14 protein-coding genes and 6 pseudogenes are annotated in these 15,530 nt (G+C 36.8%); 12 read left to right on the plus strand and 8 right to left on the minus strand.

Going from position 1 to position 15,530, the window contains the following annotated elements:
- Window positions 1–27 precede the first annotated feature (27 nt).
- Genes MHH79_RS13365 through MHH79_RS13375 form a run of 3 tightly spaced genes read left to right on the plus strand, consistent with a single transcriptional unit; the run spans window position 28 to window position 2,530 of the window.
- Entirely contained in the window at window positions 28–1,908 is a 1,881-nt protein-coding gene (locus MHH79_RS13365) for a T7SS effector LXG polymorphic toxin (protein WP_063335463.1), read from the plus strand.
- An 18-nt stretch (window positions 1,909–1,926) separates the two neighbouring features.
- On the plus strand, window positions 1,927–2,217 hold the full coding sequence (locus MHH79_RS13370; RefSeq protein WP_061047063.1) for a contact-dependent growth inhibition system immunity protein: 291 nt from the start codon (window positions 1,927–1,929) through the stop codon (window positions 2,215–2,217).
- A 10-nt stretch (window positions 2,218–2,227) separates the two neighbouring features.
- Complete coding sequence (locus MHH79_RS13375; protein WP_063335464.1) at window positions 2,228–2,530, plus strand: contact-dependent growth inhibition system immunity protein; 303 nt, start codon at window positions 2,228–2,230, stop codon at window positions 2,528–2,530.
- Window positions 2,531–2,566: 36 nt separating this feature from the next.
- Here the strand turns inward: MHH79_RS13375 and MHH79_RS13380 are convergent.
- The 3 genes and pseudogenes from MHH79_RS13380 to MHH79_RS13390 form a co-directional block, all read right to left on the minus strand.
- Window positions 2,567–3,388, minus strand: a pseudogene (locus MHH79_RS13380) (N-acetylmuramoyl-L-alanine amidase).
- Between the two features lie 44 nt (window positions 3,389–3,432).
- The gene (locus MHH79_RS13385; RefSeq protein ID WP_063335466.1) at window positions 3,433–3,855 is read right to left on the minus strand and encodes a holin family protein; all 423 of its coding nucleotides are present in this window, start codon (window positions 3,853–3,855) and stop codon (window positions 3,433–3,435) included.
- 45 nt (window positions 3,856–3,900) lie between these two features.
- Window positions 3,901–4,155 (minus strand): annotated as a pseudogene (locus MHH79_RS13390) (phage portal protein); the annotation flags it as partial.
- Window positions 4,156–4,334: 179 nt separating this feature from the next.
- Between MHH79_RS13390 and MHH79_RS13395 the strand changes: the two are divergent.
- Together MHH79_RS13395 and MHH79_RS13400 are read left to right on the plus strand one after the other, a co-directional pair.
- Window positions 4,335–5,177: a sialate O-acetylesterase gene (locus tag MHH79_RS13395; RefSeq protein ID WP_063335467.1), complete on the plus strand. Its 843-nt coding sequence runs from the start codon at window positions 4,335–4,337 to the stop codon at window positions 5,175–5,177.
- The gene (locus MHH79_RS13400; protein ID WP_063335468.1) at window positions 5,174–5,716 is read left to right on the plus strand and encodes a PadR family transcriptional regulator; all 543 of its coding nucleotides are present in this window, start codon (window positions 5,174–5,176) and stop codon (window positions 5,714–5,716) included. Before MHH79_RS13395 ends, MHH79_RS13400 begins: the two co-directional genes overlap by 4 nt.
- A 195-nt stretch (window positions 5,717–5,911) precedes the next feature.
- Here the strand turns inward: MHH79_RS13400 and MHH79_RS13405 are convergent, their stop codons facing one another.
- Window positions 5,912–6,448, minus strand: a complete 537-nt coding sequence (locus MHH79_RS13405; protein ID WP_251247789.1) for an AAA family ATPase — start codon at window positions 6,446–6,448, stop codon at window positions 5,912–5,914.
- A gap of 268 nt (window positions 6,449–6,716) precedes the next feature.
- Here MHH79_RS13405 and MHH79_RS13410 point away from each other — a divergent pair.
- The 5 genes and pseudogenes from MHH79_RS13410 to MHH79_RS13430 all read left to right on the plus strand — a co-directional run bounded on the left by MHH79_RS13410 (window position 6,717) and on the right by MHH79_RS13430 (window position 9,324).
- Window positions 6,717–7,241: pseudogene (locus MHH79_RS13410) on the plus strand (ImmA/IrrE family metallo-endopeptidase).
- Window positions 7,240–7,631: pseudogene (locus MHH79_RS13415) on the plus strand (sigma-70 family RNA polymerase sigma factor); the annotation flags it as partial. The pseudogenes MHH79_RS13410 and MHH79_RS13415, both read left to right, overlap by 2 nt.
- Before the next feature lie 135 nt (window positions 7,632–7,766).
- Window positions 7,767–7,989 (plus strand): annotated as a pseudogene (locus MHH79_RS13420) (hypothetical protein); the annotation flags it as partial.
- A gap of 505 nt (window positions 7,990–8,494) precedes the next feature.
- Window positions 8,495–8,799, plus strand: a pseudogene (locus MHH79_RS13425) (tRNA-Val4).
- Between the two features lie 90 nt (window positions 8,800–8,889).
- A complete protein-coding gene (locus MHH79_RS13430) occupies window positions 8,890–9,324 on the plus strand; it encodes an SMI1/KNR4 family protein (RefSeq protein ID WP_047182918.1) in 435 nt (144 codons plus the stop codon).
- 245 nt (window positions 9,325–9,569) lie between these two features.
- Here the strand turns inward: MHH79_RS13430 and MHH79_RS13435 are convergent, their stop codons facing one another.
- Window positions 9,570–10,292, minus strand: coding sequence for an NPP1 family protein (locus MHH79_RS13435; protein ID WP_015384163.1), 723 nt, complete (start codon window positions 10,290–10,292; stop codon window positions 9,570–9,572).
- 579 nt (window positions 10,293–10,871) lie between these two features.
- Complete coding sequence (gene bltR / locus MHH79_RS13440) at window positions 10,872–11,693, minus strand: multidrug efflux transcriptional regulator BltR (protein ID WP_063335472.1); 822 nt, start codon at window positions 11,691–11,693, stop codon at window positions 10,872–10,874.
- A 116-nt stretch (window positions 11,694–11,809) separates the two neighbouring features.
- Between bltR and blt the strand changes: the two genes are divergently transcribed.
- On the plus strand, window positions 11,810–13,012 hold the full coding sequence (blt, locus tag MHH79_RS13445; RefSeq protein ID WP_340034645.1) for a multidrug efflux MFS transporter Blt: 1,203 nt from the start codon (window positions 11,810–11,812) through the stop codon (window positions 13,010–13,012).
- 157 nt (window positions 13,013–13,169) lie between these two features.
- Entirely contained in the window at window positions 13,170–13,628 is a 459-nt protein-coding gene (gene bltD / locus MHH79_RS13450; protein ID WP_015384167.1) for a spermine/spermidine acetyltransferase, read from the plus strand.
- A gap of 156 nt (window positions 13,629–13,784) precedes the next feature.
- On the opposite strand, the gene MHH79_RS13455 is transcribed toward bltD, so the two are convergent.
- On the minus strand, window positions 13,785–15,089 hold the full coding sequence (locus tag MHH79_RS13455; protein ID WP_046340255.1) for a hemolysin family protein: 1,305 nt from the start codon (window positions 15,087–15,089) through the stop codon (window positions 13,785–13,787).
- Window positions 15,090–15,377: 288 nt separating this feature from the next.
- Window positions 15,378–15,521, minus strand: coding sequence for a YrzO family protein (locus MHH79_RS13460; protein WP_014477437.1), 144 nt, complete (start codon window positions 15,519–15,521; stop codon window positions 15,378–15,380).
- Window positions 15,522–15,530 lie beyond the last annotated feature (9 nt).

Here is a 15,530-nt window from a genome sequence, read left to right on the forward strand (position 1 = left end):
TATACGATTAAATGAAAGGGTATGATTATGAAAGTCTTCGAAGCTAAAACACTTATGTCTGAAGCTACAGACCGCGCCAAAGAATATAAAGAACTAAGGACGCAAATGGTCAACTTGAGAAAAACTTTGCAAAGCGTCGCTGAACTTGACGACAGCGAATTCTCAGGTAAAGGCGCTAATAACATTAAAGCATTTTATCACGATCATGTTGGTGTCACTGATCAATGGATCGACTACATTGACATGAAGATCGCGTTTTTTTATAGCATTGCCGGAGCTGTCGAGGACAAAGATCTCTCTGATGCTTATATTGAAGAATCCTTTTTAGAACACGAACTGGCTAACGCCCATAAAAAATCAAAGTCCATCATGTCTGAACAGAAAAAAGCCATGAAAGATATCCTAAACGACATTGACGCCATCCTTCCGCTCGACTTGTTTTCAACAGAAACCTTCAAGGATGAGCTTGCGGATGCCAATGATAAACGCAAAAAAACAATTGAAAAACTAGGTGATCTTGACGAAGATTTACTGACAGAATATGCTATGTCAGAACCAAATGAACAATTCATCAAGTCAGATTTCCAAAAGCTCCAAGAAGCAACGGGCAAAGGCAAAAACGCTACGCCCATCTACTACAACGCTAAGGCGTACCGTGAGAGTGACATACATAAGAAAAAAGGCGATATTGAGAAGCGTACGGAAGCTTATTTGAAGATCAAGAAAGAAGAAGCGAAGGAACGCGAGATAAAAGACTTAAAGAAAAAACTTGCGAATGGTGTCTCAGATCCGGATGTGTATTTAGAAATTGCGAAAAAGATTGGGTATGAGAACCTTGAACCTGCACAGTTACAATATGTGGTGCAGCTAGAACAAGCAAAACAGCTGAAGTCCGTCGGTGAAAGTGTAATCAATGCAGGTAAAACGGCATTGGATATCATCGATGGGGTTAATGATGGGCTTAACGATGCGATTGATGATACGATATATGGCATCAAGGACTTGGTTGTAGGCGCATGGGAATTTTCACAGCTCCCTATGGAACTAAAACTTGCAAAAACAATTACAACAGTCTTAAGTGTCCCCTCCTACCCTAAAATAATTTGGACAAACATTGTCGATTCATGGAATGATAAAATGATAAATGGCGATGCATACACAAGAGCACATTATATCAGTTATGCGGTCGGTAATATCGTTGGTCCAAAAGGTGCAGGTGCTGCAGTGCAAACCACTACCAAGCTTTCTAAAGTAGGTAAAGTGGTTGAAGGTGGAACAGCAGCTGCTCATGTCAATAAAGGGATAAACAAAGGCAAAGCTTACATCAATTCTATTATTAGAAATAAGAATGATCTTGCACTTGTCGGGATTGCCCAAGACATCGATAATACGTATAACGCAAAAAACACTCCTCTACTAAAAAGTATTATTGAAGATAAAAAAGAGAGTGTACTTAGAAAATCTGAGACGTCTAACAACATGGGTATAGGTAATGTCAAACAAGGTGATAGTACCCCTCTCGCACCTGGTGGAGGATTAGCTGCTCATGAGGCAAAAGGCGGGCATCTTATAGAAAGACATGTTGGGAAGACTGATGGCGAATTATTTCAACGTTTAATAAAAGATACAAAAATCTCTGGGTCTTCTTCATTTAAAGATAGAGCTACTGCAGAAAAAGTCTCCAGTTCAGTTCTAAGTGATCCAAAAAACATTAGTAAAATAAAAAAATGGCTCTCTAATCCTACAAGTAGACCTACTCTTCCTTTAAGATACAAAGGTGATGGAGAAGTTCTCGGCAGAAGGGTAGAAAAAGGTTCAAATGTTGCTATGGATGCTACCAACGCCACAATAGTATTGAAAAAGAGTAAAAATGGGGAGTTTATTTTAACTGGCTATCCTACAAAATAAAAGGAGTTCTGAATAACAATGAACGAGAATTATGATACTCTGGAAGAATTAAGTGATTTTTTAGAAGGAACATTTCACCAGGACATGGGTTCACCAGAACAAGCTTTGAAAGAATTTATAGCTGAATCAAGTAAAGAATGCTTAGTTTTCACAATAAAATTTTGTGAAGAGTTTTTAAATGAAAACATATCTGATCAAGAGAAAGAAAGTTTTATAAAATCAAATACGGAGATTTATTTTCCGGCAATCGATTTAACTCCTTTACAATGGTTGAAAAAAGTAATTACAGAAATAAAAGAGGCTATTTAGTATATAAGCAATGATTGAAATTAAAGTTTCTGATACTGTATTTAGATTTCTCGGTGCACATTTCCACCAAGATATAGAGTCTCCGGAAAAATCCCTTGATGAATATTTAAATGAAGCATCACAAAAATTAAAAGAAAAAGATTTAATAGCACTAACTGAGTTTGTAAATAAAGATTATTCAGAAGAAGACAAGTATGAATTTATAGAAGAAGCAGCTGATGGTATATACTTTCCTGAAGATGATATAACTCCATTAGAATGGCTTAAGCAAGTCATTGAACAAATTAAAGAACACCTTAAACAATATAGTTAGAAAAGGAGCCCCTCGTTTTAAGAAGGGCTCCTTTTATTATTTCAAGAACTCTTCAAGTTTCGCTTTAGTCTTAGGTCCTAAATGCCATCTTGAGTCAGCCCGTACATAGACTGGAATCGCTCGTCTAACTGCATCTGCAGTTTTCGGTCCATACACACCGTCAATTCCATTATTCTTAGCTCCTTTATCCGGATAGAAATAAAGTGCCGCCAGCGCTTTTTGAATCTGTGTGACAGACGAGCCTTTCATCATCGGGCTCTTCACTTTAAAAATACCGGAAGGCAGCGTATATGACGTTTTCTTGCTACTTGAGCTTGTTGTTTTCTTTTTAGCTGTACTTGTTTTGCTTGTACTTATTTTCCCACCTAGCGACTTTAATTCTTTTTCAATGGCAGCCTTAACTTGATTCCATCTTCCCTCTGACAAAATACGGTGCGGGCAATACTTACCGTTCCAGTCTTGGTGCTTACGGACACGATCAACGCCCCATCCCCGTTCTTTAAGTAGCTGCGCCACAAACTTAATAGCGAGGTTTTCCGCTGCCTTATATCGTGACCCTCCTGACTTGCTATAACAAATTTCGACACCAATCGACTTACGATTCCCTGTACCGTTTGTTCCATCTCCTGTGTGCCATGTATTTCGATTAGTTGGAATTCCTTGAATGACTTGTTTATCGTCTACTGCAAAGTGAAAGCTCGTTGAGCTAGAGTTATTCTTCATATATGAAATTTCATTGGCTGCTGAAGCATCATTTGCAGTGTTGTGAATAGTGATGTATTCAGCTTTCATAGGGTTAGGACATTTCAATCCATACTTTGATTTAGAGACTAGATTCTTTACAACTTTAATGGCCATATATTCTCTCTCCTTCTGTCTGTGTAATAAAAAAAGCCACTGGCTTAGCCAGCAGTTCTGTCTGCATTATCCTTACTCTGTTCTTTTTCGTTCTCAATTGTTTGTAATCGATCTGTTATTGTTGAAGGGATTTTAACACCGATCTGTGCTAAGTTTTCAGTTATGGACAAGCCTTCATTAGCGATATAAAAAAGAACGGTACCAAAGGTTAGGACACCGTTTAAATTGAGGACTGTATCAATAACGTTTGCTAAAATGACCGCAAAGAAATTGAGTAGCTTGCGGACATAGCCAAACCATGCGCTCCGGCTCCGCAGTTTTTTGAATTTCCATGTCTTAATTACTCCTGTTAAAACGTCAATTATGCTAAGTACTAGAAGTAAGTCAAGGTACTTCTCCCCTCCAAATAAATATACTCTCGCTAAATCTAATGTTTCAAAATTGATAAACAAACTTGTCTCCTCCATTTCTAACCACCTCCTCCGAGGCAAATAAAAAAGGACGGCCGGATCTTATGAGACGGCCGTCCCTCTAACTGAAAAGTTTCCATTTGTTAAAGCTGTAAGCTCCCTAACGATTTCTTTAAAACCGGTAATATCAAAAGACCAGGCTTCAGCTTTCCCTTTTGTGCTAATGGCAAATGTTCCGTCATCCACTTTCTGTCCTCTAAGGGCTCTTTTTGTTCCCGATAATGATTTACCCCAGAACTTCAATTCACTTGCCCGATTGTGGAAGATCGTTATTGAACGAAAGCCCCCGATAGTTGGATAAGAAAAAGCAAAAGAACTTGCTATTTCTCAAATACATCCACCAAATTTTCAATGTTAGTTTGTTGTTCATACATACTAATAAAAAAATAAAACCTTGTTAAAAACTTTACAAGACAAACTGAATTGACTATAGTCTAATTAGACTAAAATATTAATGTAAAGAAGTGAAAAATGAGATGATAAAGTCTTTTTTAATGTTGGGGCAGTCGAATATGGCGGGCCGTGGATTTTTGAATGAAGTAGACCCGATCTATAATGAAAAAATAAAAATGCTGTGCAATGGACAGTGGCAGATGATGACAGAGCCGATTAATTACGACCGTCCGGTTTCCGGCGTTGGCCTGGCGGCATCTTTTGCAGATGCATGGTCGAAAGCTCATCCCGATGAAGAAATTGGCTTGATCCCTTGTGCGGAAGGTGGCAGTTCATTGAATGACTGGCATCCGGAAGGCATCCTTTTTCAGCATGCTTTGTCCGAAGCCCGCTTCGCCCTCCGGTCCAGTCAAATTTGTGGAATCCTTTGGCACCAAGGTGAGAGTGACAGTTATCGTTCGCTACATGAAACTTATTACGAGAAATTAACTCTTATCATCGAGACGCTAAGAAACGAGTTGGAACTTGATGAGGTACCGTTAATTATTGGAGGGCTTGGTGACTTTCTTGGAAAGACCGGTTTTGGACAGCACGCAACTGAATTTCGACAGGTTAATGAACAATTGCTGCGTTTTGCTAATGAACAACAGAATTGTTATTTTGTTACTGCAGCAGGTTTGACTGCGAATCCTGATGGCATTCATTTAGACGCAGCTTCACAACGCAAATTCGGTTACCGCTATTTCGAGGCTTTTTCGAAAAAGCACCATATCCTGAAACCCATTTCGGGAGAGGAGCAATCGCTGAAAGTGAATGGTGACTATTCTAAAACAGAACAGATTTACCTTCATAGTATGGATTTGGCTTCGGGTAAAATTACGTACGCGGAATTTGAGGCGCGGATGGCGAAGATGATGAAACCATGATTCCCTTACTTATCCTTGGCTTGCTAATCCAAAACCCCGGAGCTCACGGCTATGAACTTCTGGCCTTAATGGAAAAACGTCATTACAAATACATTGTTAACTTCACGAAAGGTTCATTTTATTACAATCTGCAGCAGCTTGAAGAAAAGTGTTTTATTGAACAGATTCAGCAGAAACCCTCAACCAGCGGGCGTGAAATCCGTAACTACAAAGTCACAGATTCGGGAAGGGCAGAATTCGAAAAATTAATGATCAAATACGGCGCCAAATCGGAATATGTGAACCTGCAATTTTATGGGGCGTTACTCTTTGCAGATGAATTCGACAAAAATAAATTACTGGATCTGATCCAATCACAAATCGATCAGACTAAAACTCGAATCCAGCTCCTTGATGAATACCTGTCCATCACTCAAGAAATTCACGGCACAATCGATTACTTTCGCCGTATGAACGAAAATTCCCGTTCGCATCACTTGGTTAATTTAGAGTGGTTTGAAAAATTGAAAACAGAAATAGAATCAACTATTGCAGAATAAAAAAATGCAAAGTTAAATATAAAAACATTAGTTACCTAAATATAAAACCTGTGTCGTAGATATCTAGTAACATCTTTGATACAGGTTTTATACTCCTTCTTTAATTAAACCAGTAATAGGGTTGTCAACACTTGCCCCCAACAAGAGCAAGTGAATCAGCTGCGTGTTCTTCTTTTTCAATCACTAGCCGTTAGTTTAATTAGAATTCAAATAATCCAAGACGCGGTGAACTCTTTCGCTGACTGAGCAATCGCCTTCAATTTTTAACACTGGACAAGATAAATCTGCCATCCAATGTTCGTGTAATGCTTTACTTCTAACTTCCATTCCAGCAGTGTCATATAAAGAAGCCCACTCTAAAAATGCTTTTGATTGTTCATATTTACTGCCACCGGCTAACACTTCATTTCCATAACGCTGAAATTCCCTATGCCTTAATCTCTCAAGCCGTATTTCTTGTGGAATCCATAAGAAGACGACAAGGTCAAAATAACTTTTTAGATTATCGCCCCAGCCACACACTGCACCAGAAAGAATCCATTTCTCATTTATTGTTAAGTCTTTTTCAAGCAACTTTCTTCTTTCAGGAATTTCTCTTTTTTTAGTGAATTTATCTAACCAATAGTAATTATCAGTATCAAGATGCGTATGAGGCAAACGTTTTGATAATGCAGCACCCAATGTTGACGTTCCGGCACCAGAGGCTCCCAATATGTGAATATTTTTTTTCATACTTCCCCCTCCTTATTAAGCAACCAAACTCCCTGTTTGTCGCATAAGGTACTTACTATTATTTTGACATAAATCCCTAAAGACCTTTACTTTTCTAGAGAAATCCAGATGCGTGTTAAAATCATCATACTTACGAAAACAGCCATTATCAAACGGATTCATATTCCATCTCCTTAGACGCTTTTTCCTATAAAAAAAGTCTTGATTTCCCTATAATATTTAAACGAATCCAATTTTTAGATTGTCGTCTTTAAGGAGGTTTTTTATCTTGAGGTATACAAACAGTCATTTAGAGGATTGGATTGAAAACTTATACAGAAAGATTGATATTACAGAACCTGAACAAATTAATTTTGAACGGATTGCTGAGTCATTAGATATCAGGCTTTCGTTTAAACCTGTTACAAGCTTCGCACTTAAGCCCAGCGGCATTTATAATATACGCTTGGACAGCCGAAAAAGCCGAATTGAACAATGGTATGATTTTGCTCATGAATTTTGCCATATATAGAGACATGAAGGCGATAAAAAAACAATGCCTGCAACTTGGACTGATTATTTAGAGTGGCAGTCCAATTATTTTACATATCACTTTTGCATTCCAACTTTCATGTTGCGTAATATTAATCTTTCGTACATACAATCATATGCAATTGAAAATGTAGCTTGGTTATTTAAGGTATCCCCTTCATTCGCTAAGAAACGTTTGAGCATTTATTACAGGACACTGACTCAACATTTATTTAATCAAACAGTTACGGGAAATCTGTGCCCCCCCTTTTGTAATGAATAATGAAATCCTCGTGCATTTGCGCGCATTGAAAAAAACAAAAAAAGACGTCTCCCTTCACGATCCGATCGGTGCAGGATAAGGAAGGGAATAAAATAAGCCTGATTGACGTTTTGAAATCAGAAAACGAAGACGTGATAGATACAATCCAGCTCAATATGGAGCTTGAAAAAGTGAAACAATACATTGACATTTTAGATGACCGTGAGAAGGAAGTGATTGTCGGGCGGTTTGGACTTGATTTGAAGAAGGAAAACGCAGCGAGAGATTGCCAAAGAACTTGGTATCTCACGCAGCTATGTATCGCGGATTGAAAAGCGGGCGCTGATGAAGATGTTTCATGAGTTTTATCGAGCGGAGAAAGAGAAGCGGAAGAAGGCGAAGGGGAAATAATGCAGAAGAAGCCGGATCAGACATTCCGGCTTTTCTCTATTTTACTAAAGTTTCTTTTAAAGAAATTAAGAAAGAGTATATGAAAGGAAAATGTTTTTTTATCATCGCTGATAAGCTCTCCGAGAAAGGCGGTTACACCATTTTAAAGATAGAAACATTATCATTCTTTGGGGTTACGGAGAACAGCCAGCATTAAAAACCAGTCTTGAGCATGCATTAAACGTAATTGATGATGTAACTGCCGTTGGTTCAGATACTTCTATGTTTACTGAATCTGGCTACGTTATTGAATTTATTCCATGATGGCGATGTTACAATTGGAAAGTCCCCTTTCATTGAAACATTAGCAAATAGGTAAAATGACACAGATCGAATGATTCATTCCCACCATTTGATCCACATCACAGTTAGTTTTCATCATTCTTCCATGGTAATATTTAGATTAAATGAGAGGGTATGATGATGAAAGTCTTTGAAGCTAAAACACTTATATCTGAAGCTACAGACCGCGTCAAAGAATATAAAGAACTAAAGACGCAAATGGTCAACTTGAGAAAAGCTTTACAAAGCGCCGGGCGGAAAAATTATTCAGGGTACGGAAAAAAAAACTGATAAAAACGGAGTTTATATGGCAAAGGTTGAGGTTGATAAAAATAGCTGATTCTAGTTTCTTCCCTAGAGAGTGGAACCGTACAGATGTATTAAAAGCTATTGATGAAGCTTACCAAATTAAAAAGCAAATCGGCCAACTAAATTCAGGGGCATCTCTTGGTCGGGTATTAAAATAGAAATGTATTTAAATAAGGAGCAATAGCAACTGCTTATCCGTTATATAAATAATAATATTTAAGGTGAAATAACATATGAAGTATTCATATAAATTTGAAGAAGATCCATTTGGTGATTTAGGAATAGTATTGCCAGAAGAAATCAGTATTTTCTCTGACTTTATTGAAAACATCACTACAGAAGAACAAGCCAACGAGTATATAGATTACATTGAGAAGGTTTCAGAAGGGATATATGAAGATTTTGAGATTGAGTTAAATGCTACAAGTGTTCTAATCAAAAAAGATGTGGCAATTGTTGAAACCTCTTTTAGGAAGAAGAACCCTATGAAAACTCAATTGAGACTAATCAATTTAGAGAATTGCTATTAATATGGTGAGAAAAAATTCCAGATATATTTAAAGATTAGAAAAATCAACACCCTCTTGTTACATAAAGAAGGATGTTACAGATCAAGGCGGTGATTCATATGGTTGAATGGGATTTCGGAGAGCATCCTGTTAGTAACAAGGAAATTATTGAAGTAGAAAACCTGTTACAAGTAAAGTTCCCAAAAGATTATTTAGAATATGTCAAAATCTATTCTGGTGCTACCCCCTCTCCTGAAACTTTTGATCTTGAAGATAGGGAAGGAATTGCATTTGGATACTTACATAGCTTCCATAAAGAAAGTGAGTCATATATAGTTAACGTTTCTAATCGTTATCGAGACGGCAGAATGCCAGATAAAGTAAAACCGATTGCCGATGATGTGTTTGGCAATGAAATCTGCTTCGATTTTAGAAAAGGACTCAATAGTCCTTCTATTGTATTTTGGGATCATGACATCGCTTATGAAGATAAGGAAAGTTCCATTAGCTATGTTTGTGATTCATTCACAGAGTTAATGAACAAACTTGAATAGAATGAACTTTGTCTCTAGCTGATTTTAAGTAAATAACAAAAAACTAAGGCAGAATTTGCAGAAAGCAAAATTTAAGAAATCATATTATATATGTGGAAAGTCCTTCTCATAACAAGAAGGGCTTCTCTTTTATTAGGGATTTAAGTTTTGCTTTTGTTTTCGGTCCATAAATGTCGTCTTGAAGTAAGGAGAAAAAAGAGCCCTTCTTTTAGTAAGGACTCTTCTCAATTTAGAATTATGAATTTTTATTTAAACCAAGCTTTCTTTAAATTGTTGGTGAAATTACTATCATTAAAAGGAACGTTTGCTTTACCGAAATCTGCTGTATTTAATGCATTCCTTGCGGCAGGAGTTAAATCATCCCAACCGATCAACGGTTGAGTTCCACCTACAACACGATCGCTCATCATCAATTCGTGGTTAAGTGGCCACGTGCTGTCATAGGCAATCAAAGGATGAGTGCCATCTTTCATGTTGGTTCCGCTTGGTGCTACATTTGTGAATTTTCCATGTCCGGAATATGCAATTGATAAAACCTTTGGATTTTGATTCGCTGGATTATCAATCCATACAACGATTCCTTCCCAGTCATGTCTGTGACCTAAGCTTGGAGAGGCTTCATCTTTAGGAAAATACCAAGAATACATGATTGCCCAAACCCCATTGTACCATGCAGAACGTGAATATACTTGTCCAGTATTTTTGCTGCAATGTCCTTCAGGCGCTCCAGTCGGCTCTAAACCGCCACTTGTATTACCTTGCGCATCTACTGCAGGAAAAGGCACACAGCCGCTATAAACCTTTAGATATGGTTGAAAACGTTTCGCCGCTTTTTGAGTAACAGTGGTAGGCACCACCTCTCTAAAACCCACAACTTTATCATGATCGATTACAGCTGCATTTGCTGTTGAAACCGTGCTAACAGAAGTGATTACAAATAAAAAGAGAGCCAAGAAAAATTTGTTCATTATTCCAACTCCTTTTAAGAATATTGACAACAATTAAATACCACAGAGTTGGAATAAATATCAATATCTTTTTTAGAAGATAACTGAATTTTCATACTAGATTACTATTTTATTTTCCTTATGTCTTTAAATTCAGTAATTAATGCACTCTTTAAAAATAAATAAAATGTCCTCCCCTTTGGCTGTAAGGCTTAATAGGACATTGCTCTTCAAGTATAATTTCAGGATTTAAAAATAAAACATAACAGATGAATAAAATTGGCACCATCATTAACCTTTTACCAACTTGTTATTTAACCCCCACCAACAAGCAAGCCCCGCGTTTCACAATCCATTTTGGTATTTTCTTTGAACTTCTTTCATTTTATAATTCATTTTCATGATTAAGCCCCTTTGAAGTCCATTTTATTCTCCTTGCCCTTTTCACTAGTAATAATTACACCAGCGAATAAAGATTGACATTGCTTTTTACTCAATGGTGCAGTTTTGAAGTTCGCTTGTGGGCTGCTTATTAAACCAGTTTATATTCTTTTTGGGCACACAATAGAAGCAATTTTTCCATATGAAAATCTCGTAATCTTACACCTCCTTAACTTGAAGGAGGATTTTGGCATATGTATTTTCATACCCGTCAACTACCATCTCATCCAGCATATATTCCTCATATGCATTTTGCCCTATTTGCATTCCATTCTTTTCAATGAACTCAATGATTCTCCGGTATGCCTCTTCAGTATTTCCGCCTATTTCATATCCAACTGCATACAGGCCCTTTGGTCGTACATGATAATTTATGTTCTCTACCCCATCTTTTACTTTTATATAAAAGTAACTGTAATTGTAGAAGTCTTTTTCTAAGATTTGTTCCCGTGCAAAGATTCCGCCTATCGGATATCCTTCATCTAATTCATATTGCTGAACTTCATGAATGAGTTCTGAAATGGCAGCCACATATTTTCGTTCCGGTAAGTTTAATGTTTTTCGGCTTAACATAAATTTTTCTTCATGTAAATACTCAAATGAAATTGAGGAAAAATCAGTCTCAAGTGCTTGTTCAGTAAGCGCCACTTTTGTATGTAAGATCGTTTGCAACTGCTTAAGCTCATTTATTTTTTTATCAATCTCAATAGACTTTTCTTTTAGAACATGCAGGATCTTGTCTGGTGTTTTTCCTTTTATTAGACACTTTATTTCTTTTAATGGAACTCCAAGCTCTTTAAATAGACTGATGACTTGAAAAATCTCAAATTGATGATAGGAATAATATCTATACCCATTTTCTTTTTTTATTTCCGGCGAGAAAAGACCAATCTCATCATAATGAAATAGGGTTTGTTTTTTTACACGGCAGAGCTTCGAAAACTCCCCTGTTGTGAAATACTTCTTAACATCTTCGCTCATAAAAACCTCCTTGACTATACGGTAACCATATACCTTATGATTTGATTGTACTTGAAAAAAGCTTCAAGCGAAAAGGATAGGTAAAAAGGGTTCAATTGAGTTAAAGGGGAATTCAGATGAAAAAATCAATAAATGAGCAAAAAACGATATTCATTATACTATTAAGCAACATCTTCGTAGTATTTCTTGGTATCGGTTTAATCATTCCAGTTATGCCTTCTTTTATGAAAATCATGCATTTATCCGGCAGCACAATGGGTTATCTTGTTGCAGCTTTTTCCATTTCTCAGTTAATTGCGTCACCTTTTGCAGGTAGGTGGGTTGACCGATTCGGCAGAAAAAAAATGATTATTCTCGGGTTGCTTATATTCAGTTTATCTGAGTTGATTTTCGGATTAGGGACCCATGTTTCAATATTTTATTTCTCGAGGATATTGGGTGGTATAAGTGCGGCTTTTATCATGCCCGCGGTAACAGCATATGTAGCTGATATTACAACCCTAAAGGAAAGGTCAAAGGCTATGGGGTATGTTTCTGCTGCAATTAGCACAGGCTTTATTATTGGGCCTGGTGCGGGAGGATTTATTGCCGGCTTTGGTATCCGCATGCCGTTTTTCTTCGCCTCCGCCATCGCGTTAATAGCAGCTGTCACTTCCGTTTTTATACTAAAAGAGTCATTGTCGATAGAAGAACGCCATCAACTCTCATCTCATACAAAGGAATCAAATTTCATTAAAGACTTGAAGAGATCCATTCATCCTGTCTATTTCATTGCATTTATTATCGTCTTTGTAATGGCTTTTGGTTTATCAGCTTATGAAACGGTATTCAGCTTGTTTTCTGATCATAAATTTGGCTTCACACCAAAAGATATCGCAACCATTATTACGATAAGTTCCATTGTTGCGGTAGTTATTCAAGTTTTACTATTCGGGAAATTGGTCAACAAACTTGGAGAGAAAAGAATGATTCAGCTGTGCTTAATAACCGGAGCGATCTTGGCTTTCGTGTCTACTGTTATGTCAGGATTTTTAACTGTTTTGCTTGTAACTTGTTTTATTTTTCTGGCGTTCGATTTGCTACACCCGGCCTTAACCGCTCATTTATCCAATATGGCCGGTAACCAGCAGGGTTTCGCAGCAGGCATGAACTCCACATACACCAGCCTGGGAAATATATTTGGACCTGCTTTAGGCGGTATACTATTTGATCTTAACATTCATTATCCTTTCCTTTTTGCAGGTTTCGTTATGATTGTCGGCCTTGGTCTTACAATGGTTTGGAAAGAAAAAAAGAATGATGCTGCAGCTTTGAATTAATTCATTTTCTATAAAGTCAAGTCATTTGGATGCAGGGAATGCCCCTGGTTAGGCACAATAAGAAAAGGTACTTAATTTGATAGGCTACATGTTGCTTGACATGAATATAGTTTTAGCAATATCAGGATACCGGGTTAAGAAAAAAGGAGAAGGTAGTATGAGTATAAACATAAAAGCAGTAACTGATGATAATCGTGCTGCAATTCTTGATCTGCATGTCAGCCAGAATCAATTATCATATATTGAATCTACAAAAGTATGTTTAGAGGATGCAAAAGAATGTCACTATTATAAACCTGTCGGGCTTTACTATGAAGGAGATCTAGTCGGTTTTGCAATGTATGGATTGTTTCCAGAGTATGATGAAGATAATAAAAATGGACGAATCTGGCTTGACCGATTTTTTATTGACGAACGCTATCAGGGAAAAGGATTAGGGAAGAAAATGCTTAAAGCCCTCATTCAGCACCTTGCTGAGCTATATAAATGCAAGAGAATTTATTTGAGTATATTTGAAAATAATATTCATGCTCTACGCCTTTATCAAAGGTTTGGTTTTCGATTTAATGGTGAACTCGACTTTAATGGCGAGAAGGTAATGGTAAAAGAGCTATAGATATCCAAGCCTCCTTGTTTGCTGAGAAACGTTTGAACCTCGATAATGATTACCTGCTTAAACTGCAAGATCATTGTTTAAAAAAGCCTGGATGAAATTTTCATCTCAGGCTTTAAGCATCTTATTAGTCAAAATCTCATGTGTTTTATCCAGATGTTATTCTTTTTTCCGGACAATTTCTAAATAATTAATATGCCGGCCAACTGTTTTGTGCACTTTAAAAATATACCCATCGGCTTCTATAACGGACCCAACTGCAGCGTCTATTTGTTGAGTCATAAACCAGCCGCCTATTGTATCCACTTCGTCACTTGCTAACGTCGTTCCCAATAAATCATTTACATCCTCAATGAGCACTTTCGAATCTAAGATATAGTGATTATCATTTACTTTTCTAATATCAGGCACTTCATCTTCATCAAATTCATCTCTGATTTCCCCAACAATTTCTTCAAGAATATCTTCAGCAGTGACTAAACCTGAAGTGCCGCCATATTCATCCACAAGAATAGCGATGTGTGTTCGCTCTTTTTGCATTTTTACCAATAAATCATGAATTGGAACGGATTCAATAACATGGATAACAGGGTTGATATGATTTTCTAACTTGAAATTCTCTTTTATCTTCTGGTCTGTGTCAATATAAGCTGACAAGAACTCTTTAGCATTGATAAAACCAATGATTGAATCTTTATCTCCATTTAGGACGGGGTACCTTGTATAGCTCTCTGTCTTAATGGTCTTAACAATAGTTTCATAAGAATCCTCACTAGAAATCGCTACGATCTCTCTTCTCGGAATCATAATTTCTTTGGCGATTCTTTCATCAAATTCAAAAATATTATTTACATATTTCAACTCATTTTTATTGATTTCACCGCTCTTATAGCTTTCAGACAGTAAGATGCGCAGTTCTTCTTCAGAATGAGCAAGTTCATGTTCTGATGCAGGTTTCAAACCGAAGAGTCCTACTATAAACCGGGCTGAACCATTTAAAAACCATATAAAAGGGAACAGGATGCGGTAAAACCAAATAATTGGCTTTGCAGTCAAAAGAGTGATGGTTTCCGCTTTTTGGATAGCGAGTGTTTTAGGAGCAAGTTCTCCAACTACAACATGCAAAAAAGTCGCCATCACAAAAGCAATCACTAAGATCAATACATGTGAGACTGTTTCACTTACATGAAAATGAACAAATAAGGGGTGCAAAATCACTTCAAAAGTCGATTCTCCAACCCAGCCAATTCCCAACGCTGTAACCGTGATCCCTAATTGACAAGCTGACAAATATTCGTCCAAATGAGTAATGACCTTTTTGGCTGATACGGCACCTTTTTTTCCCTCTAATATGAGTTGGTCAATTTTTGATGACCTGATCTTTACTATCGCAAATTCAGTCGCAACAAAAAATGCTGTCAAGACAATTAAAAGAGTAAAGATGATAAGGTTAATGGTTGTCAATGATTTGCCTTACCTAGTAAGGCGTACACCTCCGATGTAAATATTTTCCTTTATTTTTATAACGTCTGTTTTTTCTGAATAAACAAAAAACAGTATATGTAACATTATAAGTTCAAAAGAACCTAAAATCAACTCTGAATGATGTAAATAATCATCTTTTCCGTATGGAGAGTGGTTCCCATAGTATTCTACTAGCGATTGGTGACGTTTTAAGACTTAAAATAAAAAGCAAAATAAAAACACACCTGAATTTTCTGGTGTGTTTCAATAATATCCAACCGTCTTGATTTATTTAATGTCTTTATTAAGGTTTTCTTTTAAAATTTGAATCAATTCCGCCTGTTGCTTTATATTTTTGCGGCCATTTCTATTAATTGCAGCAAGTTCACAGACAATTCCAGCTGAAATAAAAAACAATAAACCTTCAAACATTTTAAATCC

The sequence above is a fragment of the Bacillus sp. FSL K6-0993 genome, from assembly GCF_037977205.1.
GTDB classification, from domain to species: Bacteria; Bacillota; Bacilli; order Bacillales; family Bacillaceae; genus Bacillus; species Bacillus subtilis.